We start from the raw sequence: 24697 nt of genomic DNA, 5'->3' as shown, positions 1-24697 counted from the left end.
AATGCCGGCCCACTTCGCAGCTGAGAGCGAGCCCCGTCCCGTCATCGTCCTGTCCGGGGTGAGCATTCGCCGACGTACGACGGGCCAGGAGATCGTCCTGGATTCGGTCGACTGGACCGTCCATGGGGGACAGCACTGGGCGTTGCTCGGGCCGAACGGAGCCGGCAAGACCACCATGCTGCGGCTTGCCGGAGCCCTGATCCACCCGACCACGGGCACCGTGGATGTGCTCGGGCACCGTCTCGGCCGGGTCGACGTACGGGAGTTGCGCGCCCGCGTCGGTTTTGTCAACGCCGCGCAGAAGGTGCCGCTGGACGCCACCGCTCATACCGTGGTCCTCACCGGTGCGACCGGCACCGTACAGCCGTTGTGGAGGATGTACGACGCCGCTGCCCGGGAGCGGGCCCACCTGTTGCTGGCCGAGCTGGACTGCAAGGAATTCACCCGGCGTGCCTACGGTGACTGCTCGGGTGGGCAGCGCGCGAGGATTCTCATCGCCCGCGCCCTGATGTCCGACCCGTCCCTGCTGCTGCTCGACGAGCCGTTCAACGCGCTCGACCTTCCCTCCAGGGAGGACCTGGTGGACGCGTTGCACCGCCTCGCGACCGACCGGCCGGGGTTGTGCACGGTCACCGTCACCCATCATCCGGAGGAACTGCCGCCCTCCACCTCGCACGCCTACCTGTTGCGGGACGGCCGTGAACTCGTCTCCGGCCCCGTGGAATCAGTGCTCACCTCCGAGAACTTCACCGCGTGCTACGGCCGCCCCATCCGCGTCGAATCGCACGACGGCCGCTGGTACGCCCGGTCTACGGCAGTGCCGCCAGCGCGTCGCCGACGCGAGCCTCCGCCCCCTCCGGGCTTCCGCCCATGAACCGCACGAGTTCGGCCAGGCCGCGGAGGAATCCTTCGCCGAGGTCGGCTGCCGGGTGGTCCTCCCGGTACTTCAGCCCCAGCCGCATGCGGGTGCGCCCCTCCACGGCCAGCAGCATCAGGTCGGGTCCGCGTCTGAGCCGGGCGTCCGGGGCGAAGGCGTCGAGGGGGACCCAGTCGCCGACCAGCCCCGAACCGGGCAGCCGTCCCGACGACGGCACGGCCTCCAGGACGGTCTCGTCCACGTAGTTGAAGAAGGCCCCTGCGAGTTCCGGCGCGATACCGGGCGGCAACGCGGCCGACCACAGGGCGTCGGCCCTGTCTTTTCTGATGTGCGACAGCGTGCTCGTGCACATCAGCTGGAACGCGCAGTCCGCGACGAGGCGGCTGAGGACGGTGTCGTCGTCGGCGTGGACCACCACCGGGCCCTGCATGAACCTCTTGTCGGCCGACAGCCGGGCCTCCTTCGTCCGCCGGTTGGCCGACAGAGCCAGCGGGCTGCTGACGGGGGAGCCGCTCGCCCGGGTCAGCGCGAGCCCGAAGGCCGTGAGCAGCACCGCGGGGAGCGGGGCGCGCAGAGCCGCGGACGCCCGTTGGGCGCTGTCGAGGAGGCCGGGGGTGGAGAGCCACACGGTGCGATAGGTGCTGCCGTCTCCGTGCAGGCCGCCGGCCGCGGTCGTGTCGGCTCCCGACCGTTCCAGCAGGTCGGTCAGCCGCTGTGACTGTCCCCGCCAGAAGCCCTCGGCCCGTTCCCGGTAGCGAGCGGCTTCGGGCAGTTCCTCCCAGTCCACCACGTCGAGAGGCTGTTCTGGCACACCGGACAGGGCGGCGTTCGGGGTGGTCAGCAGCGTGTGCAGGTCCTGGCGGAGGACGTTCATACCGCCCACGTCCAGCGCCGCGTGGTCGGCCACCACACCGATGTCGCGCACCTTGCCGCCGTGGTGCGCGACGAGGAAGCCGATGGGCCACTCGCGGGCCAGGTCGAAACAGGTCCCGCGGAGTTCCGTGAAGGCGTCGGGCGCGGCTGCGGTCTCCTCCGTCCGGACGACCGTGTGCAGTTCCTCCGATGTCCGCGGCGCGGCGCACACCCGTTGGTGTCCGTGGGGTCCGGCGGCGGGATCGATGAGGGTGCGCAGCGCCTCGTGGCGGGTCAGCAGCACGCCGATCGCGTCCATGACCTCCGCGAGGGGCACCTCGTCGACGCTCACCGCCGCGACCGAGTTGTTGTCGCAGGTGGTGTCGGGCTGGTCGGGCTGTCCGGCGAACCAGTCCTCCTGGGCGTGATTCAGCCGGCCCTCCCGCTCGCTGCGGGGAGATGTGCCGCTCACCGTTCCTCCTCGATGTGCTTGTCGGTCGCGAGTGCTCGGCGGCGGTAGCGGGCGAACCCGGGCCAGACGACAGCGGTGATCACGACACCGGTGAGACAGAGAAGGCCGCCACTGACGATGGAGAACCGCAGGCCCCAGTGCGCTACGGCACCCGCTTCGATGTCGCCCAGACGTGGCCCGCCCACCACGAAGAGCAGGAACAGGGCGTTCACCCGCGAGCGAAGCAGGACGGGCGTGTGCCGTTGCATCATCGTCACCCGCAGGACCGCGCTCACGGCATCGGCCGCGCCCGCGACCAGCAGGAGCAGCAGAACCGCCCAGAGGCTGTTCAGCACCAGCCCGGTGGCGGCGATGGCCAGCCCCCATACACCGACGGAGACCATCACCCCGAGTCCTTGTCGCCGTACCCGCCCGATCCAGCCGCCGGTGGCTCCCGCCAGGAGGGCGCCGAGGGCCGGAGCGGTGAACAGCAGGCCCAGGGAGCCGGACGGCCATGTGTCGTGGTCTGTGACCAGCTGCGGGAACAGGGCCCGGGGCATCCCGAAGACCATCGCGAACAGGTCGATGACGGCGACGGCCTGGATGAGCGGATGGCGCAGGAAGAACCGTACGCCGGACCACAGACCCCGCAGCGCCGGCCCCGAGGTGCTCGCGCCGGTGGGGTTTTTCTCCCGCCCGGTCCGGATCAGGTAGTAGCCGACCCCGGCCACGGCGAAGGTCAGCGCGTCGACGACGTAGACGGCGCGTACATCCCACAGCGAAAGGACCACACCGCCGACCAGGGGGCCTGCCAGGGAAGTGATCTGGAAAAGGGTCTGGTTGAGTACCTGTCCCGCTTCCAGGTCCCGGTCTCGCAGCAGCGAGGGCACCAGGGCGTCGCGTACGGGCTCGTCCATGGCTGTACACAGGGCCAGGACCGTCGCGAGTGCGACCAGGAACGCCAGTCCCGTCGTCCCGCTCAGCCCGGCTCCGAGGGCGAGGGCGACCATGCACAGCCCCTGCGCGATCTGCAGCGTGACCAGCATCGTGCGGCGGTTGACCCGGTCGCCGAGGTGACCGCCGGCGAACGCGCCGAAGACGAGGGACACGAGTTGTGCCGCGCTGACGATGCCCACGTCCAGTGAGTTGTGCCGCAGCAGGAATGCCTGGGCGGCCAGCGCGACCACTGTCATCTGGCTTCCGGTGAGGGAGGCCACCTGGGCTGTCCAGAACACTCGGTAGTCCCGGCTGCTGCGGATCGGCGTCAGATCGAGTGTGACCTTGGACAGCAGCCCGGTCGCCCGCCGGGCGGGCAGCGTGTCCGGCTGCCCGCCCGGCGGTGTCCGCCCGTCGGTTTCCGTCTCCTGACGGATGCTCATGGATGGGCACCCGTCGAAAGCAGGCGGTCGCTCAGTGCGGAGACGGTCAACAGGTGGACCCCGATGCCGCCGATCTCGGACAGCGCGCTGTCACTCACCCGGGAGACCGCGTCACTGAGCAGGGCGACCCGGTAGTCGCGTTCCGACGCCTCGAAAATGCTCGCCCTCGGGCAGTTGGGCAGGTTGCAGCCCGCGAACACCACTGTGTTCACGCCCAGTTCGTCCAGCAGTTCCTGCAGCGGGGTGCGGTAGAAGGCTCCCCAGCGGGGCTTGAAGATCGCGTACTCGTCGGGGCCGAGTCGCTGCGGCCGGCCCGAGAGCAGGAGGCCGGCATCCAGGTCGGGCGCGCCGTCGGGGGCCAGTCCCGGGGCGAGGCCGCTTCCCGTACTGCCCGGTGCGGCGATGCGCACCCCGCTGCTGATCAGTCCGCGCCTGACGAGGTCCACGTCACCGCTCGCGGCATCGTAGAGCCGTACGACGTGGATCACGGGGCGGCCGGCGGAGCGGAACGCGGACACGGCGGTTCTGAGCGCCGGCAGGACCTCCGTCGTGCCGGGGATGCCGTAGGGGGCGTCGGACAGGAAGTCGTTCTGGACGTCGATGGTCACGAGGGCGGACGACGCGAAGTCCGGTGCCGTGTGGGGGTCGTTGATCCCTGGCGCACTCATCGGGCGGCCTCCGCGCTCTGACCGGCCGGGGCCAGGAAGCGGGTCTCGATGGCGGCGAGGCTGCGGAAGTTCTCGGCGGTGATGGTGCTGAGATCGATGCTCGTCTCGGTGACCTCCTCCAGGAGGTAGACGAACTCCAGGAAGGCCAGGGAGTCGATGAGCCTGCCCTCGATGAGGTCGTCGTCCCTGGACGGGGGCTCTGTGAGATGGGGGTTCTTCTCCATGATCCACGAGACGATCCGGTCGTTCATGCTTCTCCTCCGTTGTGTCGATCTCTGTCCGTGCCCGGCGCGCCGATGGCGCCTGCGGCGACGGCCACGGCCCAGGGGCCCTCATGGCTGATGCTGATGTCGATGGCCTGCAGTTGACGCTCCGACGCGAGCCGGGCGGCCCGGCCCGACAGCTGGGCGCGCGGAGCCCGGCCCGCCGGGCCGAGAATCTCCACCTCCGCCCAGCGGATGATCTCGCCTTCCGGCGCGAGCACCTTGATCACGGCTTCCTTGGCGGCGATCCGGCCGCTCAGCGTCTCCAGCCTGCCGTTGGAGACTCGCTCGAGCTCCTCCCGTTCCCGGTCGGTGAAATGGTCCGCCAGCACTCGGCCCGACGAGGAGTCCAGCAGCTGTGAGATCCGCGCGACGCTCACCAGGTCGACGCCGACCCGTATCGGACTAGGCCCGCTCATGGCTCCCGTCCGCGCCCGGCGGGGTGCCGACGCTGCCGACGGTGCCGACGGTGCCGACGAGGAGCTTCGCGGACGCCTCCGGTGCCTGCACCACCTCGACGTCGGTCAGCCCGGCCCGCCGCATCAGCTCCACCATCTCGGCGACCGTGTAGCTGCGCCCTCCGTCCCACAGGGCCAGAGCGGAGAGATTGTGCAGCGTGGTGAAGAGGGGAGCGGTGCGCGTCTCGTCGAGGAAGTGACCGTGCACCAGGACCCGTCCCGACTCCGACAGCGCCTCGCGGGCCCTGCGCAGGATGTCGAGGGCCGCCTCAGGGCTCTCCTGGTGCAGGACGTTCGAGAGCAGGACGACGTCGACGCCGGAGCCGAAGCGATCGGTGTAGTAGTCACCCGCCCGGACCCGGATCCGGTCGGCGAGGCCGGCCCGTGCGACCGTGCGTTCCGTCAGCGGAAGCACGGCCGGCAGGTCGATCACCTCGCCCGTGAGCCCCGGCCACTGCCCGCAGAAGGCGATGCTGTACGTCCCCGCGCCTCCGCCGACGTCGACCAGCGTGCCGGCGCCCTGCTGAGGGATCAGCTGCGCCAGCGCGGTGGCGGAACGGGAGTTGTACTCGTGCATGCCGAGGATGAAGTCCGCGGCGTACTCTTCGTCGTCACCCAGCCGCAGCCGCCGTTCCTCCACCGGCTGCCCGTCCTGCAGGGCCTGCGTGACACCGCCCCACGGCTCGTACCAGCGGGCCATCACCTTCACCCACCGCGTGACGGATTCGGCCGACCCTTCGGTGAGCAGCCGCTGCGCGTGCGGTGTGTTGGCGTACTCGCCGTCGGCGGAGCGCGTGAGCAGGCGCAGTGCCACGCAGGCGTCGAGCAGGCGCAGCGCGGAGTCCTCGGGCAGGGCGCAGGCGGCGGCGGCCTTCTCCACGGTGAGGGAACCTCCGGCGAGCGCGTCGAACACTCCGGTGCGCACCGCTGCGAAGAGCGCCTGAGCCTGCCAGTATCCGAACGCCATCTGACTGATCTGGGCCATTCCCAGGTCAAGTGCCATGGATTACCGACTCCTTCGGGGGGAGGGGCGCCGCGAGGGCGTGGTCGTGGCTTTCACGGAGCGCGGCAACGATGTCGGCCGCTGGGAGCACCGCCCGTACAGCGCCGCATCCGTGCCCCGCGTACCTGGCCATCTCGTCTATCCGGCCGGTCGTCTCGGTCGTCGGCGCCGCCGCCGAACCGCGAGGTACCGGGTAGCGGCCGCCCGACACCGACGTCCAGGCGATGAACTGCGAGGGCAGGGCGGAGACACTGTCGGTCACCGCGCTGCGCAGGACACGGTGCGGGCGGTGCGGCCAGCCGATCTCGAAGCGATCGGTGACCACGGTGTCCTCCGCTCCCCGGGCATCGATCAGCGCGCTCTTGTACAGCTCGTGGGCGCCGGATTCGCGGGCGGCGACGAAGGCCGTGCCCAACAGCCACCCCTCGGCGCCGAGTTCACGCAACTCGCGCATGCGTCGTCCGTCCGCGACGCCACCTGCCGCCAGCAGGTGCACCGGCACGTCCAGGGCTGTGGTGCGGGTGAGCAACCGGTCGAGGGGAAGCTGCCCCAGAAGATGCCCACCAGCCTCCGTCCCTTGCAGAACGACGGTGCGGGCGCCCAGGTCGGCGGCCCTGGCCGCGTCGTCCGGTGTGCCCACCTGCACCATCAAGGTGAAGCGGGAACCCTCGAGTTCGGACGAAAGCCATGCCGGCGGCAGTCCGTAGCTGTTGAGGACCATCGGCCGGTCGTCGGTCATCGCCGACACCGCCGCGGTGACCTGCGCGCGGAGCAGCGTCTCGCCGGCGACCTCCGGGATCACGTTGACCCCGAAGGGCCGTGCCGTGAGAGCCGCCGTCTCCTCGACGGTCGCCCGGCAGCCGTCCGCCGCCAGCTTGTACAGCGCGACGGTGCCCAGGGCGCCGGCGTCGCTCACGGCGGCGGCCAGCCGCGGAGTCGCGATGCCGCCCATGCCCGCCTGGACGAGGGGGAAGGAGACCGGCAGCCCGGCGGGCGGATGCCCGTCGGCCATGTCAGAGCCGGTCATCGCCCAGCCTCTCCAGCGCCTTTTCCGCAGAGCCGTACTGAAGCTCCAGTGCGTGGATCCATCGCTCCACCCCGAAGGCGGTGCAACTGGTGTAGGCCGACGTGCTGTTCCAGGCGATGTCGAGCCGGTCGCCGAAGAAGTTCCGGTGGCGGTTGATCGAGGCGATGGCCGTACCGTCCGGAATGACGAACTCGTGCTTGACCGGATCCAGCGCCATGAGCTTCGCGCGGGAGCCGTCACGGTCGTAGAACGGGTCGTTGGCCGTGACGACCTTCAGCTCCAGGCCGAGTCGCTCGGCGAGCCGCTCGACGAACTCCTTGGAGAGCGCGAGGTGTTGCTCAGCACCGTCCCGGTGGCCGAGGTAGATCACCTCGCGCATGTGGAAGCCCCGGAGCCGACGCAGCCCGTCGAAGTAGTCCTCGTTCCGGAAGCAGCGGCCGATGGCTGTCAGCCGTACCTCGTCCGAGAGCCGCTGGCCGCGCAGCGACAGCAGCATTCCGTAGCAGGTGGCCGAGGGCAGGACGTACCCGGTGGGCTCGTGCGACTCGGCGGGAAGCGTGGTGACCGGTGTTCCCGCCGCCAGCAGTTCGGCGCCCTGTTCGGAGAACCGTCCCGTGGTGAGGCACAGGTGGGGGAAGTTCTTGAAGTAGTCCAGGTCGGCCAGCCACTCGGCGGGCAGGAGCGCCGGAGGAACGAGGGGTTGGGCGCCGACCTCGTCCGCGAGCTGTCGGAAGCTCTCGTCGAGCTTGTGCAGCAGGAGCGCGCGAGGCGGGTCCAGCGTGACCACACCTGCGCCTGGATCGATGGTGGTCAGGGCGGTGGTGTTCGCACTCATGACGCCACCTCCGCGTCCAGGACGCCGATACGGCGGTAGAAGCTGCGCGTGCGTGCCGTGATGCGGTCGTGGGCCGGCTTCCGTGCCGGGTCGGCGAGCAGCCGGCGGCGCAGTCCGTAGGGGTCGGGCAGGCCCGCGTCCTTGTAGACGTCCACGCTGTAGAGCTGGGCCACCGACGCGTCGATGTACCGGCTGACGTATTCCCGGGCGGACGCGATCTCCTCGGGCGTCGACTTCTCCAGCACGGCCTGATACAGGGTGCGCACCAGCTGGCCACCGAATGCGATGTGACGGGATTCGTCCTGGTGGTGGATACGGTTGATCGCGCGGATGGTTTCCGGCAGGGACTCATCTGCGGCCATCGAGCTGTTGAAGTAGTCAACAATCTGCTCGAAGATGAGGATCCTGCTGAAAACCAGGAAGTTGGCGATCAGCGGTGAGGTGTCCTCCTGGGGGAACTGGAGCGAGCGGTCTTCGTACAGCTTCTTGCCGTACCTCAGGCAGAATTCCGCGAAGAACCACATGTGCTCGTTCTCTTCACCGAGGAAGTGATGGAAGAACGGCGTCGGTACCTCGAAGCCCGGTGTGTGGATGCGTTGCACCACTTCGAGAAGAAGTTCCCTGATGCCGTGCACGTTCAGGCTGTAGAAGTGGATGCTCTCCCAGCGTGACAACTCCCTGAGCTGCTCGGACGTCAGGGAATCGGCCTCGGTGGTGCCATGGACGGTGAGCAGGTGAGGGCTCATCCACACGGCGTCATGAGGAATGCTGTCGGGCCATTCGAATTTCTGGTACGGGTTGTAGTAGTCGTCGACCGAGGCGCGGGCGAGACGCTCCACCGCTGCCGCCATTTCACTGTCCCAGATGGTGCTTACGGACATGATTGAAGTCCTTCGCGCTATAGGGCTGGGTGAACGGGATGGAAAGCGCTCTCATGGCTGATGGCCGTGAGCGCCTGAGGAAGCGTAGAGATCGTTAACTGCTTCGTACAAGGGTTGTCTTAACTATTGGCTGAAGGGAGCGGAGTGCGCGGAAAGCGTTCTTAAAGATCTTCTAAAGCGGGCTTGGCGAAAGTGGTACATCGGGGAAGGAAAGGGGTGCGCTGTTTCAGTATGTGGGCACGCCGTGGACGGTTTTGCGCCAGCGAAGGGCGTCTTTATCGAGTTGATCTCGGATGCCGAGACGGGTGCGGTCGTCGTCACCCGTGAGAGCGAGGGCGACCGCCGGCGCTGCGAGTTCCGCCCGTCCCGGCGCGCGACGGTGGCGGCTCACGCCCGCGCTGCCGGGCCGTGCCCGCGACCTGACCGCTGTCCGCACCCACCCGGATCAGAGGCTCGTTGACCGATCCACTTTGGGCTGCATTCATCATTGAATCGTGCACGAAATGCAAAATCGTGCCGACTTGCGATCAGGGTTGCGGAGTGCTGCTCTGGAATAGGTAGAGGATAAAGAGATAAACGATCCGGGTCCGAATGGGTGGCGTTCAGCCGAAGCAGGGGGACGACGCGTCGTGTGACGACGGGATATCCCGCGCTGCGACCCGCTATCGGAGGTTCACGATGACCCAGGTATCTTCCGCCCGCATTCCACTGCGCCAGATCATGGCCCTGCTCCTGACGGCCGCCCTGACTCTCTCCCTCTCGGTGGTGCTCACCGTCGCCTCGACGAAAGAAGCAGCCGCCCTGTGCTCCGCCAACCGCTTCAACGGCACGTGGCGCTCGTCCGACGCGAGGCTGAAGCGTATCGACGTCTGGCAGGGACAGGACTGTCACCTGTACGCCAGGGCCTGGTCCATCTGCGAGAACGACTCTTCGCATATCTGCAGTTGGGGAAACAGGAGAATGGGAGACAGTCCCGAGCCCAACTTCCAGTTCGTCGGATACAACTGGAACAACGCCGATGAGGTGCTGCAACTGCGGATGCAGGACAGTTCTCGCATCTCGGTGTGGGACAGCACCACCTACCACAGCGGTAGGAAGGTCAGCTTTACGGTCTGGATGTACAGGAGCAGTTGAGCTTTGCCCTTTACATCGTGAACCGCGATTACGTGAGGTTCGCCGACCTCACGTAATCGCTTCGAGGCCGTATGCGTGCATTTCCAGTGCTTGTCAAGTGAACCATTTCACGCTGACCGGCGATCACTGAGAACACGGAATTCGAAAGTTGGGCCTGAACATGTGTCGGCGCTGCCTGGAAGGGCCCTCAGATGTCCCGGAAGATCTCGATCTGCGCCCCCACCGAGTTCAGCCGCTCCGCCAGGTCCTCGTACCCCCGGTTGATCACGTACACGTTGCGCAGCACGGACGTGCCCTCCGCCGACATCATCGCCAGCAGGACCACCACCGCCGGGCGCAGTGCCGGCGGGCACATCATCTCGGCCGCTCGCCAGCGGGTCGGGCCCTCGACCAGGACCCGGTGCGGGTCGAGGAGCTGGAGGCGGCCGCCGAGGCGGTTCAGGTCGGTGAGGTAGATCGCGCGGTTGTCGTAGACCCAGTCGTGGATGAGGGTCTGGCCCTGCGCGGAGGCGGCGATGGCCGCGAAGAACGGCACGTTGTCGATGTTCAGGCCCGGGAACGGCATCGGGTGGATCTTGTCGATCGGCGCCTCCAGCTTGGAGGGGCGGACCGTCAGGTCGATCAGCCGGGTGCGGCCGTTGTCCGCGAAGTACTCCGGCGTACGGTCGTGATCGAGGCCCATCTCCTCCAGGACCGCCAGTTCGATCTCCAGGAACTCGATCGGCACCCGGCGCACGGTCAGTTCGGACTCGGTGACGACCGCCGCCGTCAGCAGGCTCATCGCCTCGACCGGGTCCTCGGAGGGCGAGTAGTCCACGTCGACGTCGATGTTCGGAACGCCGTGCACGGTGAGCGTCGTCGTGCCGACGCCCTCGACCCGTACGCCCAGCGCCTCCAGGAAGAAGCACAGGTCCTGGACCATGTAGTTGGAGGACGCGTTGCGGATGACGGTGACACCGTCGTGCCGCGCGGCGGCGAGCAGCGCGTTCTCGGTGACGGTGTCCCCGCGCTCGGTCAGCACGATGGGGCGCCCGGGGGAGACAGAACGGTCGACGCGGGCATGGTAGAGGCCCTCCGTCGCCGCGATGTCGAGCCCGAACCGGCGCAGCGCGATCATGTGCGGCTCGATGGTCCTGGTGCCGAGGTCGCAGCCGCCCGCGTACGGAAGCCGGAAGCTGTCCACGCGGTGCAGCAGGGGACCGAGGAACATGATGATCGAGCGGGTCCGGCGGGCCGCCTGGGCGTCGATCGCGGCCATGTCCAGCTCGGCCGGCGGCACGATCTCGAGGTCGACGCCGTCGTTGATCCACCGTGTGCGGACGCCGATCGAGTTCAGCACCTCCAGCAGGCGGTACACCTCTTCGATGCGGGCGACCCGGCGCAGCACTGTGCGGCCCTTGTTGAGGAGCGAGGCGCACAGCAGCGCGACGCACGCGTTCTTGCTGGTCTTGACGTCGATGGCGCCGGACAGCCGACGACCGCCCACTACGCGCAGATGCATGGGCCCCGCATAGCCCAGCGAGACGATCTCACTGTCGAGGGCTTCACCGATTCGAGCGATCATCTCAAGACTGATGTTTTGATTGCCGCGCTCGATGCGGTTGACCGCGCTCTGGCTGGTGCCGAGCGCGTCGGCAAGCTGCGTCTGTGTCCAGCCCCGGTGCTGCCTGGCGTCACGGATGAGCTTGCCGATGCGTACGAGGTAGTCGTCTGCCATGGGGTTGAGGTTATCTCAGATATGAGATGGCGCCCTCTGGGGGAGTCCGTGCGGGTGACCTGCCGTCAGTCGCGCCTGCCGCCACGGGTGCGGCGCCAGCCGAACGGGCCGGGCAGGTCCTCCCCCACTCTCGACTCCGCTCGAGCGGGGGGACCCCCATGGTCGTACGGCGTCCCGTGCTGCTGTGGGTGTGGCGTGGCCCGTGGCTGCCGCCGCCGGTCGTGATGGACCAGGAGCGCTTGTTGATGTTGAGGCGCACGCCCGGGAGTATCCGGAAGCTCTTGCGGAAGGTGAGTGGCATAGGGGTCGGTTACCCCGATCCCGCGCGGTGATGGCCACATCACACCGCCGCCGGGCATGACCATTCGCCACCCATGTACTAGAGTTATCTCGACATCGAGATATCTCCGCCACTAAGGGTTACCTAACTTAGCCTTACCTTAGCGGATCGGCCAAGTCGTCGTGGCGGCAGGATGCGGTGTAACGCGCACATCAATGAAGGAGACTGTCGTGTCGGCGAACAGCTTCGACGCCCGTAGCACGCTCAGCGTGGGCGACGAGTCGTACGAGATCTTCCGGCTGGACAAGGTGGAAGGCTCGGCTCGCCTTCCGTACAGCCTGAAGGTGCTGCTGGAGAACCTGCTCCGTACCGAGGACGGCGCGAACATCACCGCCGACCACATCCGGGCCATCGGTGGCTGGGACTCGCAGGCGCAGCCCAGCCAGGAGATCCAGTTCACGCCGGCCCGCGTGATCATGCAGGACTTCACCGGCGTGCCCTGTGTCGTGGACCTCGCGACCATGCGTGAGGCCGTGAAGGAGCTCGGCGGTGACCCGGCGAAGGTCAACCCGCTCTCCCCGGCCGAGATGGTCATCGACCACTCCGTCATCGCCGACCGGTTCGGCACGGCGGACGCCTTCGCGCAGAACGTCGAGCTGGAGTACGGCCGCAACAAGGAGCGCTACCAGTTCCTGCGCTGGGGCCAGACCGCCTTCGACGACTTCAAGGTCGTCCCGCCGGGCACCGGCATCGTCCACCAGGTCAACATCGAGCACCTCGCGCGTACGGTCATGGTCCGTAACGGCCAGGCGTACCCCGACACCCTGGTCGGCACCGACTCGCACACCACCATGGTCAACGGCCTCGGCGTACTCGGCTGGGGCGTCGGCGGTATCGAGGCCGAGGCCGCGATGCTCGGCCAGCCCGTCTCGATGCTCATCCCGCGCGTCGTCGGCTTCAAGCTGACCGGTGAACTGACCCCGGGCACCACCGCCACCGACCTCGTGCTGACCATCACCGAGATGCTCCGCAAGCACGGCGTCGTCGGCAAGTTCGTCGAGTTCTACGGCGAGGGCGTGGCCGCCACCTCCCTCGCGAACCGCGCCACCATCGGCAACATGTCGCCGGAGTTCGGTTCCACCGCCGCGGTCTTCCCGATCGACGGCGAGACCATCAAGTACCTCAAGCTCACCGGCCGCAGCGAGCAGCAACTCGCGCTCGTCGAGGCGTACGCCAAGGAGCAGGGCCTCTGGCTCGACCCGGCCGCCGAGCCCGACTTCTCCGAGAAGCTCGAGCTCGACCTCTCCACGGTCGTCCCCTCCATCGCCGGCCCGAAGCGCCCGCAGGACCGCATCGTCCTCGCGAACGCCGCCGAGCAGTTCAAGACGGACGTCCTCAACTACGTCGACGCCGTGGACGAGGCCGGCAAGGAGTCCTTCCCGGCCTCCGACTCCCCGGCCGTCGCGCCGAACGGCGCCCCGTCCAACCCGGTCACCGTGACCGCCCCCGACGGCTCGACGTACGAGATCGACCACGGCGCGGTGACGGTCGCGGCCATCACCTCCTGCACCAACACCTCGAACCCGTACGTCATGGTCGCCGCCGCGCTGGTCGCGAAGAAGGCCGTGGAGAAGGGCCTGACCCGCAAGCCGTGGGTCAAGACCACCCTCGCCCCGGGCTCCAAGGTCGTCACCGACTACTTCGACAAGGCGGGGCTCACCCCCTACCTCGACAAGGTCGGCTTCAACCTCGTCGGCTACGGCTGCACCACCTGCATCGGCAACTCCGGCCCGCTGCCGGACGAGGTCTCCAAGGCCGTCAACGACCATGACCTGGCCGTGACTTCGGTGCTCTCCGGCAACCGCAACTTCGAGGGCCGGATCAACCCCGACGTCAAGATGAACTACCTGGCGTCCCCGCCGCTGGTCGTCGCGTACGCCCTCGCCGGTTCCATGAAGGTGGACATCACGCGCGACGCGCTCGGTGTGGACCAGGAGGGCAAGCCGGTCTTCCTGGCCGACATCTGGCCCTCCGAGGCCGAGGTCAACGACGTCGTGGCGAACGCCATCGGCGAGGACATGTTCTCCAAGTCCTACCAGGACGTCTTCGCGGGCGACGCCCAGTGGCAGGCGCTGTCCATCCCCGAGGGCAACACCTTCGAGTGGGACCCGCAGTCGACGTACGTCCGCAAGCCCCCGTACTTCGAGGGCATGACGATGGAGACCACCCCGGTCTCGGACATCTCCGGCGCCCGCGTCCTCGCCAAGCTCGGCGACTCGGTCACCACCGACCACATCTCCCCGGCCGGCGCGATCAAGGCCGACACCCCCGGCGGCAAGTACCTCACGGAGCACGGCGTCGAGCGCCGTGACTTCAACTCGTACGGTTCCCGCCGAGGCAACCACGAGGTGATGATCCGCGGTACGTTCGCCAACATCCGCCTGCGCAACCAGATCGCGCCGGGCACCGAGGGCGGCTACACCCGCGACTTCACCCAGCCCGACGCGCCCGTGGCGTTCATCTACGACGCCTCGCGCAACTACATCGAGCAGGGCATCCCGCTGGTCATCCTGTCCGGCAAGGAGTACGGCTCCGGCTCGTCCCGCGACTGGGCCGCCAAGGGCACCGCGCTCCTCGGCGTCAAGGCCGTCATCGCCGAGTCGTACGAGCGCATCCACCGCTCGAACCTCATCGGCATGGGCGTCCTGCCGCTCCAGTACCCGGAGGGCGCCACCGCCGCGTCCCTCGGCCTCACCGGCGAGGAGACCTTCTCCTTCACCGGCATCGAGGAGCTGAACAACGGCACCACCCCGCGCACGGTCAAGGTGACCACCGACACGGGCGTCGAGTTCGACGCGGTCGTCCGTATCGACACGCCCGGCGAGGCGGACTACTACCGCAACGGCGGCATCATGCAGTACGTGCTGCGCAACCTGATCCGCAAGTAGGCGATCCGGTACGGCGGTTCGGGCCGCGCTCCTTCCGGGGGCGCGGCCTTCGCCGTGCCCGGCTAGACCCAGCCGCGCTGGGAAGCCCGCATACCCAGCTGGAACCTGCTCGCCGCTCCCAGCCGCTCCTGCAACTCGCTCACCCGGCGCCGCAGGGTCCTGAGGCTCACGCCCAGGTGACGGGCCACCGCCTCGTCCTTCATTCCGGCCGCCAGCAGCCGGGTCAACGTCCTTTCGCTCTCCGAGAGTTCACCGGGTTCACCGTCGTCGGCCGACTGGCCCAGCGGAGTCGCCCGTTGCCAGGCCATCTCGAACAGCTTCTGCAGGGCCTCGGTCACCGCCGAGTGCCACACCACGACGGCACAGTAGCCGCCGGCCGCGGAGGCGGTCAGCGGCAGCAGCGCCCGGCACCCGTCGACCACCAGCAGCTTCAGTGGCACGGACGGCAACACCCGCGCCTGCTCGCCGAGTTCCACCATCGTCAGGGCGCGGGAGAGAACGTTCGGATCCTCCAGGGCGGTCGCCGCGTAGATCCCGCGCGAGACGATTCCACGACGCAGCAGATCGGCCTGGAGATCCACCTGCGGAGCGGGCGGCGCGAGATAGGGCGGTGTGTCGAAGAGGCACACCTCGTGCTCGGCGCGCGCGTACATCTCCTCCAGGCGGGCCGCGATGGCGCCCTCGCCGGAGGCCACCTCGACCAGCCGGGTCGGCTCCTCGCGCAGCAGCCCCGCCTCGTACGCCGTCGCCATCTCCTCCGCGGTGGCGGACAGCAGTTCCGACTCCGTCTCACGCCGCCGGATCAGCCCGCGGATCGCCACCCGGGGGTCCACGGCCCGTAACCCGCCCATGGAGTCCGGTGGTTGCAGCAGCCCGAGCCCCAGCAGCCGGTTGCAGGCCTCGCGGACCCGGGCCGGGGAGGCGCCGGTCAGCAGCGCCCAGCCGGCCGCACCGGCGTCGGGCTGGTTGAGGATGGCCTGGTACAGCAGCTCGTCGAACGTGGAGACCCCCACCGCGGCCCAGGGGCTCGCGGCGGGGGTCTGCCCTGCCGTGTCGTATGCCGTGTTCACCATGGCTCGGCACGGTAGACGATCTTTGTTAAGGATTTACGCAACACCTGGCGGCTGTCGCCTACTTCACGCCGAACGCCCTTACGACCGTCTGGTCAACGGTGTTGCCCTCCCGGTCGGCGGCCCGCACCCGCAGCGACACGAACCCGGCGCCCTTCTTCGGGTGCTTGAGTTCGGCCTTGCCGTGCTTGACCTTCACCTCCTTCCAGGAGGTGCCGTCGTCGTACGAGACCCAGGCCTTCAGGGAACCGGCGGTGACGGCGCCGGACTGGTTCCGGACCGAGAGGCCGACCTTCGAAGTGTGCCCGGCCCTGGCACTGTTGAGGAGGTCCAGCCCGGCCACCGCATAGTCGACCGAGAGCAGCGGAAGCGCGGTCTGCTGGTCCGCGTGCGCCGAGGCGAAGGACCACTCCGTGTGGGTGCCGGTGGAGTACACCCCCCAGTCGGACCTGCGCTGTGCGTCGACGACAAGGCGGTACGAGGACTTCGCCGCCGGGACGTCGAAGGCGCCGAAGCCACCGCGCGCGGTGTTGCCGACCAACTGCCCGTCCGCGTACAGCGTGCCCTTCGCGGTGTCCTGGACGCCGTCCACAGCCGCGTAGTGGCCCGGTGTGGCGTCGCTCAACTCCGGGACGCGGAAGGTGAGTTTGTCGCCGGTGCGCTGGGAGAGGCCGTACTGCGGACTGGTCGCCGGGCGCACGACCGAGCCCAGCCATTCCTCGGCGGGCTGCTTGCCCGCCTTGTCGAAGGTCCGCACGAGACCCCACTGGGGCTGGTTCGCCTTCCAGTCGGAAAAAACGGCGTGCCAGATCCGGCTGTCGGAGACGTTGTAGTACTCGGTGCGCTCCGTGCCGAGCCGCACGTTGGTGGTGGTCGCGATGTCGGTCCGCTGCCAGGGGCGGTACCGGTACACGGCGTCCTTGCCGACATCACCGGCCCCGGTTCCGCGGTAACGAACCGTCTGCTTCACGGTGTTGGAGCTGTTCAAGTTGTACGTCTGGTTGGCCGAGACGGCTCCCACCTGCGGGAACATCACGCTGTACACATACGGGCTGACCGGAGTGCCGGCCAGCTTCAGCTTGACCTTCTTCCCGCTCTTCAGCAGGGTCCCGAGCTTCGCGCCGTCCTCGCCGGTGGCGAGCATCAGCGGGATCGTCGTGCTCTTCACTGACGCGAGCCAGTACCCGGGCGACTCGCGATAGGCGAGGACGTAACCGGCCCCGGCCGCCGTCGCGTTGACCAGTGCCTCGTCCGGCGTTCCACCGGCGGCGATCCGGACGACCGCCACCTTGCCCTTGACGTCGAGTCCCGCGAAGTCGGCCGCGGTGCCGGCGCCGGCGTCCACCGCCCGAACCGTGTGGTCACCGCTGACCTTCACGGGCAGGCCGCTGTTGGTCTGCGCGTAGTCGAGGGGCAGTGCGTACTTCTCCGGCCCGGTGACGCTCGCCGTCAGTTCCTTGGCGTACAGCCGGAACTTCGGGGAGAACTCGAACATGCCCTCGGTGACCTTCTCGGTGGGCGCCACATAGAGGTGGTCGGTCCACCAGCCCTGGCTGTAGGTCACCCCGAAGGCGGTGCCGGGTCCCTCCCGGTGCCAGTTGCTGCTGAAGCCCTGGAACTCGGAGTCCTCCTTGGTCCTCGGCTTGATCTCGACCGCCTTGCGGGCGTCGAGGACCACCTCGGTGTCCTTGTCGACCTTGATCTCCGGATCACCGACGACCGAGGTGCTGATCTCCAGTCCGGCCGCGTCCCGCTGCGAGATCCAGGACGCCGTGGAGTACGTACCGGCCGGCACCTTGAAGGTGTAGCCCTTGCCGAGGAACCCGTAGGTGTCCGGGTACGCGCCGTTCAACTCCTGCAGCATGAAGATCGACGCGTAGGTGGGCGCCTTGCCGTCGCGGCCCAGCAGCGACACCTTCAGGTCGTAGGTCTTCGGCAGCTTCTCGAAGCCGACGGCGGTGGTGACGAGGACTCCGTCCGCGCTCGCGGTGATGTGGCCGGTGTACCGGCCCGTCGCCTCCTTCGCCGGGTCGACCGTGACCGCGACGGTGGCGGTGCCCTTCGCCGGAACGGTGACCTTGTCCGCGCTCGCCGAGGCGCCGGCGAGTGACGACGACACCTTCAACTCCACGGCCGTGTCCGTGGTGTTGGTGTACGTGATGTCCTTGCTGTCGGCCGCGGTGTCGGCCTCCTCGTACTTGCCGAAGCTCAGCGTCGGCGTCGCGAAGACGCCCTGCTGCACCGCCCGTACGGCGTCGACGCGGCCGTCACCCTGCTCGAAGACATCGGCGTCCGGCATGGTCTTCGCCGTGGTCGCCAGCGCCTGCTTGATCTGCTGCCCCGTCCAGTCCGGATGGGCCTGGGCGACCAGCGCGGCGGCGCCCGAGACATGCGGGGTCGCCATCGACGTACCGTTCGCCGTCGTGTAGTAGTCGTCGACGGGCGTGCTGCCGGGCATGTGGGTGCCGGCGGCGCGGGCCGCCGTGATGGCCGCTCCCGGCGCCGTGATCTCCGGCTTGACCGCGGAGTCGCCCAGGCGCGGGCCGCGGCTGGAGAACGAGGCCAGCCTGTCGGACTTGTCGACCGCGCCGACCGTCAGCGCCGAGTCGGCGATGCCCGGGGTGCCGACCGTCTGCTCGGACGGGCCGGAGTTGCCCGCCGCGATCACGAAGAGGGCGCCGGTGGACGCGGACAGCTCGTCGACGGTCTCGCTCATGAGGTCGGAGGGGCCGGACGCGTCACCGCCCAGCGACATCGACACGATCTTTGCCCCGGAGCGGGCCGCCCACTCCATGCCAGCGATGATCCAGGAGTCCTGGCCGTGGCCGGTCTTGTCCAGCACCTTGCCGACCAGCAGCTTCGCACCGGGCGCCACGCCCTTGCGCTTACCGTCCGATGCCGCGCCCGAGCCGACGATCGTGGACGCCACATGGGTGCCGTGCCCGTGGCCGTCCTGCACTGTCTCGCCCGGCACGAAACTCTGCGTCTCGGCGAGCTTTCCGGCCAGATCCGGATGCCCGGTGTCCACGCCGGTGTCCAGGACCGCGACCTCGACGCCCTTGCCGTCGTAGCCCGACTTCCACACCTCGGGTGCGCCGATCTGGGGCACGCTGACGTCGAGGGACGCCTGCACCTTGCCGTCGAGCCAGATCTTGTCGATGCCCTCGCCGAGCTGCTTCGCGGCCTTCGTGGTGGGTTCCGTGCCGAGGGCGGGGGCGATGTCGGCCCAGAAGGCGGTGGACTTCTTCGCGCTCAGCGCGGCCCCGTCGATCCCGGGCAGCTCGAGCGTCCGACGTGCGCCGTCCGGGGTCGCGCTGCCGCTCCGGTACGTCGCGATCACCGGGGTGGTGCCGGTTTTCGCGTCGGCGTACCCCTGCTTCACCAGTTGGGTGATGTTGAACAGGGCCGGGTCGAGACGGCCCGCCTTCACCAGCGGGATGGCGTCCACCGGCAGGACACTGACCTCGCCGTCGCGCTCGGTGGACAAGAACGTGGCGGTCGCGCGGCCCTTGCCGCGCTCGATCTCGACGGCGGACCTGCCGTCGGGTCCGGCGGTGACCGAAACCGTGTCGCCGGTGATGAGGGTGACGGTCTGGGTCTCGGCCTGTGGTGCCCGCGTGGTGCCGGCCCGGGTGAGCGGGGACGCGGGCCCGGCCGCCGCGGGCGTGACCGCCCCGGCGAGCAACCCGGCCGTTCCTGCCACGGCCCAAAGGGCGTGGAGTCTTCGCATGTGTGGAGATCCTCCCCTGAACGCTGAAACGCCCCCGCCCTCGTGGAGCGGAAGCCAGTGCTCAGCGTGGGTCCTGCGCACACAGCGACTCAAGGGATTGCTGTGGCCGGTGGGTGCCAACGCCTCTCTCGGCCACGGAAGTTGACGGGCCGACCCGCCCCTACACCCAGCCCCGTTGCGCGGCCCGTACCCCCAGCTGGAACCGGCTCGACGCGCCCACCTGGTCCTGCAGCTCGCTCAGCCGTCGCCGCAGGGTCCGGAGACTCACGCCCGCATGGCGGGCCACCGCCTCGTCCTTCATCCCGGCGGTCAGCAGCCGGATCAACGTCCGCTCGCCCTCGGACAGTTCACCTTCACCGGTGCCCTGGCCGAGCGGCGTCGCCTGCTGCCAGGCCAGCTCGAAGAGCTTCTGCAGGGCTTCGGTCACCGCCGAGTGGCGCACGACCGCCGCGCAGTAGCCGCCCGCGTCGGACGAGGTCAGGGGAAGCATCGCGCGACGGCCGTCGACCACCAGCAACTTGACCGGCACCGAGGGCAACACCCGGGCCTGCTCGCCGAGTTCGACCATCTTCCAGGCGTGGAAGAGAACGTCCGGATCCTCCAGGGCGGTCGCCGCGTACACCGTGCGGTACACGATCCCGCGGCTGAGCAGATCGGCCTGGAGGTCCAACTGCGGGGTACGCGGGGCCAGATACGGGGGAGTGTCGAACACGCAGACCTCGTGCTCGGCGCGCGCGTACAGCTCCTCCAGCCGGGCCGCGTTGGCGCCCTCCCCGGACACCACCTCGACCAGCCGGGACGGCTGCTCCCGCAGCAGCCCCGCCTCGTACGCCGTCGCCATCTCCTCGGCGGTGGCGGACAGCAGTTCGGAATCCGTGTCGCGCCGCCGGATCAGCGCGCGGATCGCCACCCGCGGGTCGACCGCCCGTAACCCGCCCATGGAGTCCGGTGGTTGCAGCAGCCCGAGCCCCAGCAGCCGGTTGCAGGCCTCTCGGACCCGGGCCGGAGTGGCGCCGGTCAGCAGCGCCCAGCCGGCCGCGCCCGCGTCGGGCTGGTGGAGGACCGACTGGTACACCAGCTCGTCGAAGGCGGAGACCCCCACCGCGGACCAAGGGCTCGCGGCGGGGGCCTGTCCTACCGTGTCGTGCGCGCTCTCGTGTGCCGTGTTCATGGCTGGGCACGCTAGATGATGCTTGTTAAGGCCGGCGCACAGGTTACGGGTGGCCCGCCTCGGAGTCGTCTACTTCAGAGACGTCCTCTACTTCAGAGACGTCCTCTACTTCAGACCGAACGCCCGCAGCACGGTCTGGTCGATCCCGTTGCCGTCACTGTCGGCGGCCCGTACGCGCAGTGCCACCGACTCGGCGCCCTTCGCGGCCTTGAACCGCGCCTTGCCGCCCCGCACCTTCACCTCCTTCCAGGACGTGCCGTCGTCGTAGGAGACCCAGGCCTTGAGACTGCTCGCCTTCACGTTCCCCAGCTGGTTGGCGACCGGCAGCCCGATCTCCAACTCCTGCTTGCGGTCGACCCTGTTGAGGAGGTCCAGCCCCCGCGGGGCGATGCCGACGGTCAGCAGCGGCAGCGCGGTCGTGGCGCCGGTGCGGGCCGAGGCGAAGGTCCACTCGGTGTGCGTACTCGTGGAGTACCTGGCCCAGGCCGCCCGGCGCTGCACGTCCAGTACGAAGCGGTAGGCGGCCTTGTCCGCCGGCACGTCGAAGACGCCGTACCCGCCGAGCAGCGAGTCACCGACCAGTTGCCCGTCCGCGTAGAGCTTGCCCTTCGCGGTGTTGTCGGTGCCGTCGATGTACCCGTAGTGACCGGGCGTGGGGTCGTTCAGCTCCGTCACCGACATGGTGAGTTTGTCGCCGGTGCGCTCGGAGAGGCCGTACTCCTCGCTGGTCCCGGGCCGGACGACCTGGCGCAGCCAGTTCTCCGTCGACTTCTCGGTGCCCGCCTTGTCGAAGGTCCGCATCGGGCTCCACTGGCCCCTCAGCGTGTCCCAGTTCGGGTAGACGACGTGCCGGGTGCGGGTGCCGGGGTCGGCGTAGTAGTACTCGTCGCGTTCCGTGCCGAGCTGCATGTACTTGGGGTTCTCGATGCTGAAGAGCTGCCAGGGGCGGAAGGTGTACACGGTGTCCGCGCCGATCTCGCCGGCCGTCGCCCCGTAGTAACGGGCCTTCTTCTTCACGGTGTTGGACTTGTCCAGGGTGTACGTCTGGTTCGCCGAGATGGCACCGCTGTTCGCCGAGAGCAGGTTGTAGACGTACGGGCTGACCGGCGTGCCGCCCAGCTTCAGGGTGACCTTCTTACCGGTCTTGAACAGTCCGGCCAGCTTGGCGCCCTCCTCGCCGGTGGCGATCATCAGCGGAACGGTGGTCGCGCGGTCCACGGCCTCGAGCCAGAAACCCGGGGTCTTGCGGTAGGCGATGAGGTAACCGGCGCCGGCCTTGGTCGCGTTGTCCAGAGCGCCCTGCGCCCGCTCCGTGGCGCCGAGCCCGACCACCGCGACCTTGCCCTTGACGTCCAGCCCGGCGAAGTCGGCCGCGGTACCGCCGCCCGCGTCCACCGCCTGCACCTTGCGGTCACCGCTGATCTTCAACGGGAAGTCGTTGTACGTCTGGCAGTAGTAGAGCGAGGACAGCTCATACTTCTCCGGGCCGGTGACACTCGCCGTCAACTCCTTGGCGTACAGGCGGAACTTGGCGGAGAACTCCAGGGTTCCCTCGGTGACCTGCGCCGTCGGCGCGACATAGATGTGGTCCGTCCACCAGCCCTGACTGTACGTCAAGCCCCACTTGCTGCCTGGTCCCTCGCGGTGCCAGCTGGTGGTGAAGCCCTGGAACTCGGAGTCCTGCTTGGTCCTCGGCTTGATCTCCACCGCCTTGCGGGCGTCGAGGACGACCTCGGTGTCCCCGTTCACCTTGATCTCGGGGTTGCCGACGACCGAGGTGCCGACGGTCACCCCGCCTCCGTCCTTGTCCGGGATCCAGGTCGCGATGGAGTAGGTGCCGGCCGGAACCTGCCAGGTCCAGCCGGTGCCGAGGGTGCCGTACTCGTTGGGATACGCGCCGTTCAGCTCCTGGAGTGTGTAGGTCGACCCTGCGGTGGACGGGTTGCCCTTGCGGTCCAGCAGGGAGACCTTGAGGTCGTACGTCTTCGGGGCCTTCTCGAACCCGATGCCCGTGGTGACCTGGACGCCGTCGGCGGTGGCCGTGACATGGCCCGTGTACCGGCCCTCGGTCTCCTGCGCCGGGTCCACGCCGACCGGAACCGAGGCGGTGCCATGCGCGGGCACGGTCAGCGTAGCGACCCCCAAGGTGACGTCGGCGAGCGACGACGAGAGCTTCAACTCCACCGCTTTGTCAGTGATGTTGGTGTACGTGATGTCCTTGGAGGTGACGCCGCTGTCCCCGTCTTCGAACCTGCCGAAGCTCAGCGTCGGGGTGGCGAAGACGTTCTGACGCACCGCCCGTACGACGTCGACCCGGCCGTCGCCCTGCTCGAAGACGGAGTTGTCGGCGTTCGTCTTCGCCGTGCTCGCCAGCGCTTCCCTGAGCTGCGCTCCCGTCCAGTCCGGATGGGCCTGCGCTACCAGCGCCGCCGCGCCCGCGACATGCGGGGTCGCCATCGACGTACCGTTCGCCGACGTGTAGTTGTCGTCCACCGGCTTGCCCATGCTGGTGCCCGCCGCACGGGCCGCCACGATGCCGACGCCCGGCGCGGTGATCTCCGGCTTGACCGCCGAGTCGCCGGGGCGCGGACCCCGGCTGGAGAAATCGGCCAGCTTGTCGGACTTGTCGACCGCGCCCACTGTCAGCGCCGAGTCGGCGATGCCCGGGGTGCCCACGGTCTGCTCGCCCGGGCCCGCGTTGCCCGACGCGATCACGAAGAGGGCACCGGTGGACGCGGACAACTCGTCGACGGTCTCACTGAGCACATCGGAGGAGCTGGTCGCCGTACCGCCCAGCGACATGGAGACGACCTTCGCACCGGAGTGCGCCGCCCACTCCATGCCCGCGATGATCCAGGAGGACTGGCCCTTGCCGAGGTTGTTCAGCACCTTGCCGACCAGCAGCTCCGCACCCGGCGCCACACCCTTGAGGCGGCCCCCCGAGGCCGCGCCCGAACCGACGATCGTGGATGCCACATGCGTGCCGTGGCCGTGACCGTCCTGTACCGACTCTCCCGGCACGAAGGTCGTGGACTCCGCGATCTTTCCCGCGAGGTCCGGGTGCCCGGCGTCCACGCCCGTGTCGAGTACCGCGACCCTGACGCCCTTGCCGTCGTAACCGGACTTCCACACCTCGGGTGCGCCGATCTGCGGCACGCTCACGTCGAGGGACGCCTGCACCTGGGCGTCCAGCCAGAGCTTGTCGATGCCGTCGCCGAGCTGCTTGGCGGCCTTCGCGGTGGGCTCGGTGCCCAGCTCCGGGGCGATGTCGGCCCAGAACGCGGTGGACTTCCTCGCGCTCAGCGCGGCGCCGTCGATCCCGGGCAGCGCGAGCGTCCGGCGCGCGCCGTCGGGGGTCGCGTCGCCCCTGCTGTACGTCGCGATCACGGGGGTGGCGCCGGTCTTCGCGTCGGTGTAGCCCTGCTTCGCCAACTGGGTGACGTTGAACAGGGTCGGGTCGAGTCGGCCGGCCTGGATCAGCGGGATGGCGTCCGTCGGCAGGACGCTGACCTCGCCGTTCTTCTCGCTGGACAGAAAGGTGGCAGCCTCGCGCCCCTTGCCGCGTCGGACGTCGACGGCGTTCTTGCCGTCCGCTCCCGTGGTGAGCGACACGGTGTCGCCGGTGATGAGGGTGATGGTCTGTGTCGTGGAAGCGGTCTTGCCGGGGCTCTCGAGGGTGGTGGTGGCCGTGGACCCGGAACCGGCCGTCGCGGGCGCGACCAGGCCCGCGACCAGTCCGGCCGCTCCCGCCACGGTTCCGAGCGCGTGGAGTCTTCGCATGTGTGGACGTCCTCCCCTGAACGCTGAAAGAGCTTCCGGCCTGTTGAGCGGAAGCCAGTGATCAGCGTGGGCGCCGCACCAAATGATGCTCAAGGGATTCCTGTGGCCGGGGAGTGCCAATGCAGCCTTCGGCCAAGCCCCTGCTCCGTGACCATGTGTCAGGCGTTTACATC

General features: G+C 68.8%; 17 protein-coding genes and 1 pseudogene. 3 read left to right on the top strand and 15 right to left on the bottom strand.

All coding sequences use genetic code 11. The features are described from left to right. The first annotated feature begins 1 nt into the window (after window position 1). Window positions 2–874, top strand: coding sequence for an ATP-binding cassette domain-containing protein (locus tag ABZ855_RS15835; RefSeq protein ID WP_360807012.1), 873 nt, complete (start codon window positions 2–4; stop codon window positions 872–874). Here ABZ855_RS15835 and ABZ855_RS15830 read toward each other — a convergent pair. The 9 genes from ABZ855_RS15830 to ABZ855_RS15790 are packed head-to-tail and all read right to left on the bottom strand — an operon-like array spanning window position 810 to window position 8694. Beyond that, entirely contained in the window at window positions 810–2201 is a 1392-nt protein-coding gene (locus ABZ855_RS15830; protein WP_360807010.1) for a condensation domain-containing protein, read from the bottom strand. The genes ABZ855_RS15835 and ABZ855_RS15830 overlap by 65 nt on opposite strands. After that, window positions 2198–3559, bottom strand: coding sequence for an MFS transporter (locus ABZ855_RS15825; protein WP_360807008.1), 1362 nt, complete (start codon window positions 3557–3559; stop codon window positions 2198–2200). The genes ABZ855_RS15830 and ABZ855_RS15825 overlap by 4 nt, the downstream gene beginning before the upstream one ends. Beyond that, window positions 3556–4227, bottom strand: coding sequence for a cysteine hydrolase (locus ABZ855_RS15820; RefSeq protein ID WP_360807006.1), 672 nt, complete (start codon window positions 4225–4227; stop codon window positions 3556–3558). Before ABZ855_RS15820 ends, ABZ855_RS15825 begins: the two co-directional genes overlap by 4 nt. After that, window positions 4224–4478, bottom strand: a complete 255-nt coding sequence (locus ABZ855_RS15815; protein ID WP_360807004.1) for an acyl carrier protein — start codon at window positions 4476–4478, stop codon at window positions 4224–4226. Before ABZ855_RS15815 ends, ABZ855_RS15820 begins: the two co-directional genes overlap by 4 nt. After that, entirely contained in the window at window positions 4475–4909 is a 435-nt protein-coding gene (locus tag ABZ855_RS15810; protein WP_360807002.1) for a 4'-phosphopantetheinyl transferase superfamily protein, read from the bottom strand. Before ABZ855_RS15810 ends, ABZ855_RS15815 begins: the two co-directional genes overlap by 4 nt. After that, a complete protein-coding gene (locus ABZ855_RS15805; RefSeq protein ID WP_360807000.1) occupies window positions 4896–5951 on the bottom strand; it encodes a methyltransferase in 1056 nt (351 codons plus the stop codon). Before ABZ855_RS15805 ends, ABZ855_RS15810 begins: the two co-directional genes overlap by 14 nt. Beyond that, window positions 5941–6978 carry a nitronate monooxygenase gene (locus ABZ855_RS15800; protein WP_360806998.1) on the bottom strand — a complete coding sequence of 346 codons (1038 nt, stop codon included), beginning with the start codon at window positions 6976–6978 and terminating at the stop codon, window positions 5941–5943. The genes ABZ855_RS15805 and ABZ855_RS15800 overlap by 11 nt, the downstream gene beginning before the upstream one ends. After that, the gene (locus ABZ855_RS15795) at window positions 6965–7813 is read right to left on the bottom strand and encodes an aminoacyl--tRNA ligase-related protein (protein ID WP_360806996.1); all 849 of its coding nucleotides are present in this window, start codon (window positions 7811–7813) and stop codon (window positions 6965–6967) included. Before ABZ855_RS15795 ends, ABZ855_RS15800 begins: the two co-directional genes overlap by 14 nt. Then, window positions 7810–8694, bottom strand: coding sequence for a diiron oxygenase (locus tag ABZ855_RS15790; RefSeq protein ID WP_360806994.1), 885 nt, complete (start codon window positions 8692–8694; stop codon window positions 7810–7812). Before ABZ855_RS15790 ends, ABZ855_RS15795 begins: the two co-directional genes overlap by 4 nt. 678 nt (window positions 8695–9372) lie before the next feature. On the opposite strand from ABZ855_RS15790, the gene ABZ855_RS15785 reads away from it, so the two are divergent. Continuing rightward, window positions 9373–9828: a hypothetical protein gene (locus ABZ855_RS15785; RefSeq protein ID WP_360806992.1), complete on the top strand. Its 456-nt coding sequence runs from the start codon at window positions 9373–9375 to the stop codon at window positions 9826–9828. Window positions 9829–10015: 187 nt separating this feature from the next. On the opposite strand, the gene ABZ855_RS15780 is transcribed toward ABZ855_RS15785, so the two are convergent. Together ABZ855_RS15780 and ABZ855_RS15775 are read right to left on the bottom strand one after the other, a co-directional pair. After that, entirely contained in the window at window positions 10016–11545 is a 1530-nt protein-coding gene (locus ABZ855_RS15780) for a UDP-N-acetylglucosamine 1-carboxyvinyltransferase (RefSeq protein ID WP_360806990.1), read from the bottom strand. A gap of 65 nt (window positions 11546–11610) precedes the next feature. Then, window positions 11611–11846: pseudogene (locus ABZ855_RS15775) on the bottom strand (DUF4236 domain-containing protein). 209 nt (window positions 11847–12055) lie between these two features. Between ABZ855_RS15775 and acnA the strand changes: the two are divergent. Continuing rightward, window positions 12056–14773 (top strand): aconitate hydratase AcnA, encoded by a 2718-nt coding sequence (acnA, locus tag ABZ855_RS15770; protein WP_360806988.1) that lies wholly within the window; start codon window positions 12056–12058, stop codon window positions 14771–14773. Between the two features lie 62 nt (window positions 14774–14835). On the opposite strand, the gene ABZ855_RS15765 is transcribed toward acnA, so the two are convergent. The 4 genes from ABZ855_RS15765 to ABZ855_RS15750 all read right to left on the bottom strand — a co-directional run bounded on the left by ABZ855_RS15765 (window position 14836) and on the right by ABZ855_RS15750 (window position 24524). After that, window positions 14836–15846, bottom strand: coding sequence for a LuxR C-terminal-related transcriptional regulator (locus ABZ855_RS15765; protein WP_360806986.1), 1011 nt, complete (start codon window positions 15844–15846; stop codon window positions 14836–14838). Between the two features lie 58 nt (window positions 15847–15904). Continuing rightward, entirely contained in the window at window positions 15905–19573 is a 3669-nt protein-coding gene (locus tag ABZ855_RS15760; protein WP_360806984.1) for a S8 family serine peptidase, read from the bottom strand. Between the two features lie 160 nt (window positions 19574–19733). Beyond that, a complete protein-coding gene (locus tag ABZ855_RS15755; RefSeq protein ID WP_360806982.1) occupies window positions 19734–20744 on the bottom strand; it encodes a helix-turn-helix transcriptional regulator in 1011 nt (336 codons plus the stop codon). Between the two features lie 105 nt (window positions 20745–20849). Then, window positions 20850–24524, bottom strand: a complete 3675-nt coding sequence (locus ABZ855_RS15750) for a S8 family serine peptidase (RefSeq protein ID WP_360806980.1) — start codon at window positions 24522–24524, stop codon at window positions 20850–20852. Window positions 24525–24697: the final 173 nt, after the last annotated feature.

It is taken from the genome of Streptomyces sp. NPDC047042, from assembly GCF_040644035.1.
Taxonomy (GTDB): Bacteria; Actinomycetota; Actinomycetes; order Streptomycetales; family Streptomycetaceae; genus Streptomyces.
Note: the sequence above shows the minus strand (reverse complement) of the source record. Positions and strands in the feature narration are given on the sequence as shown.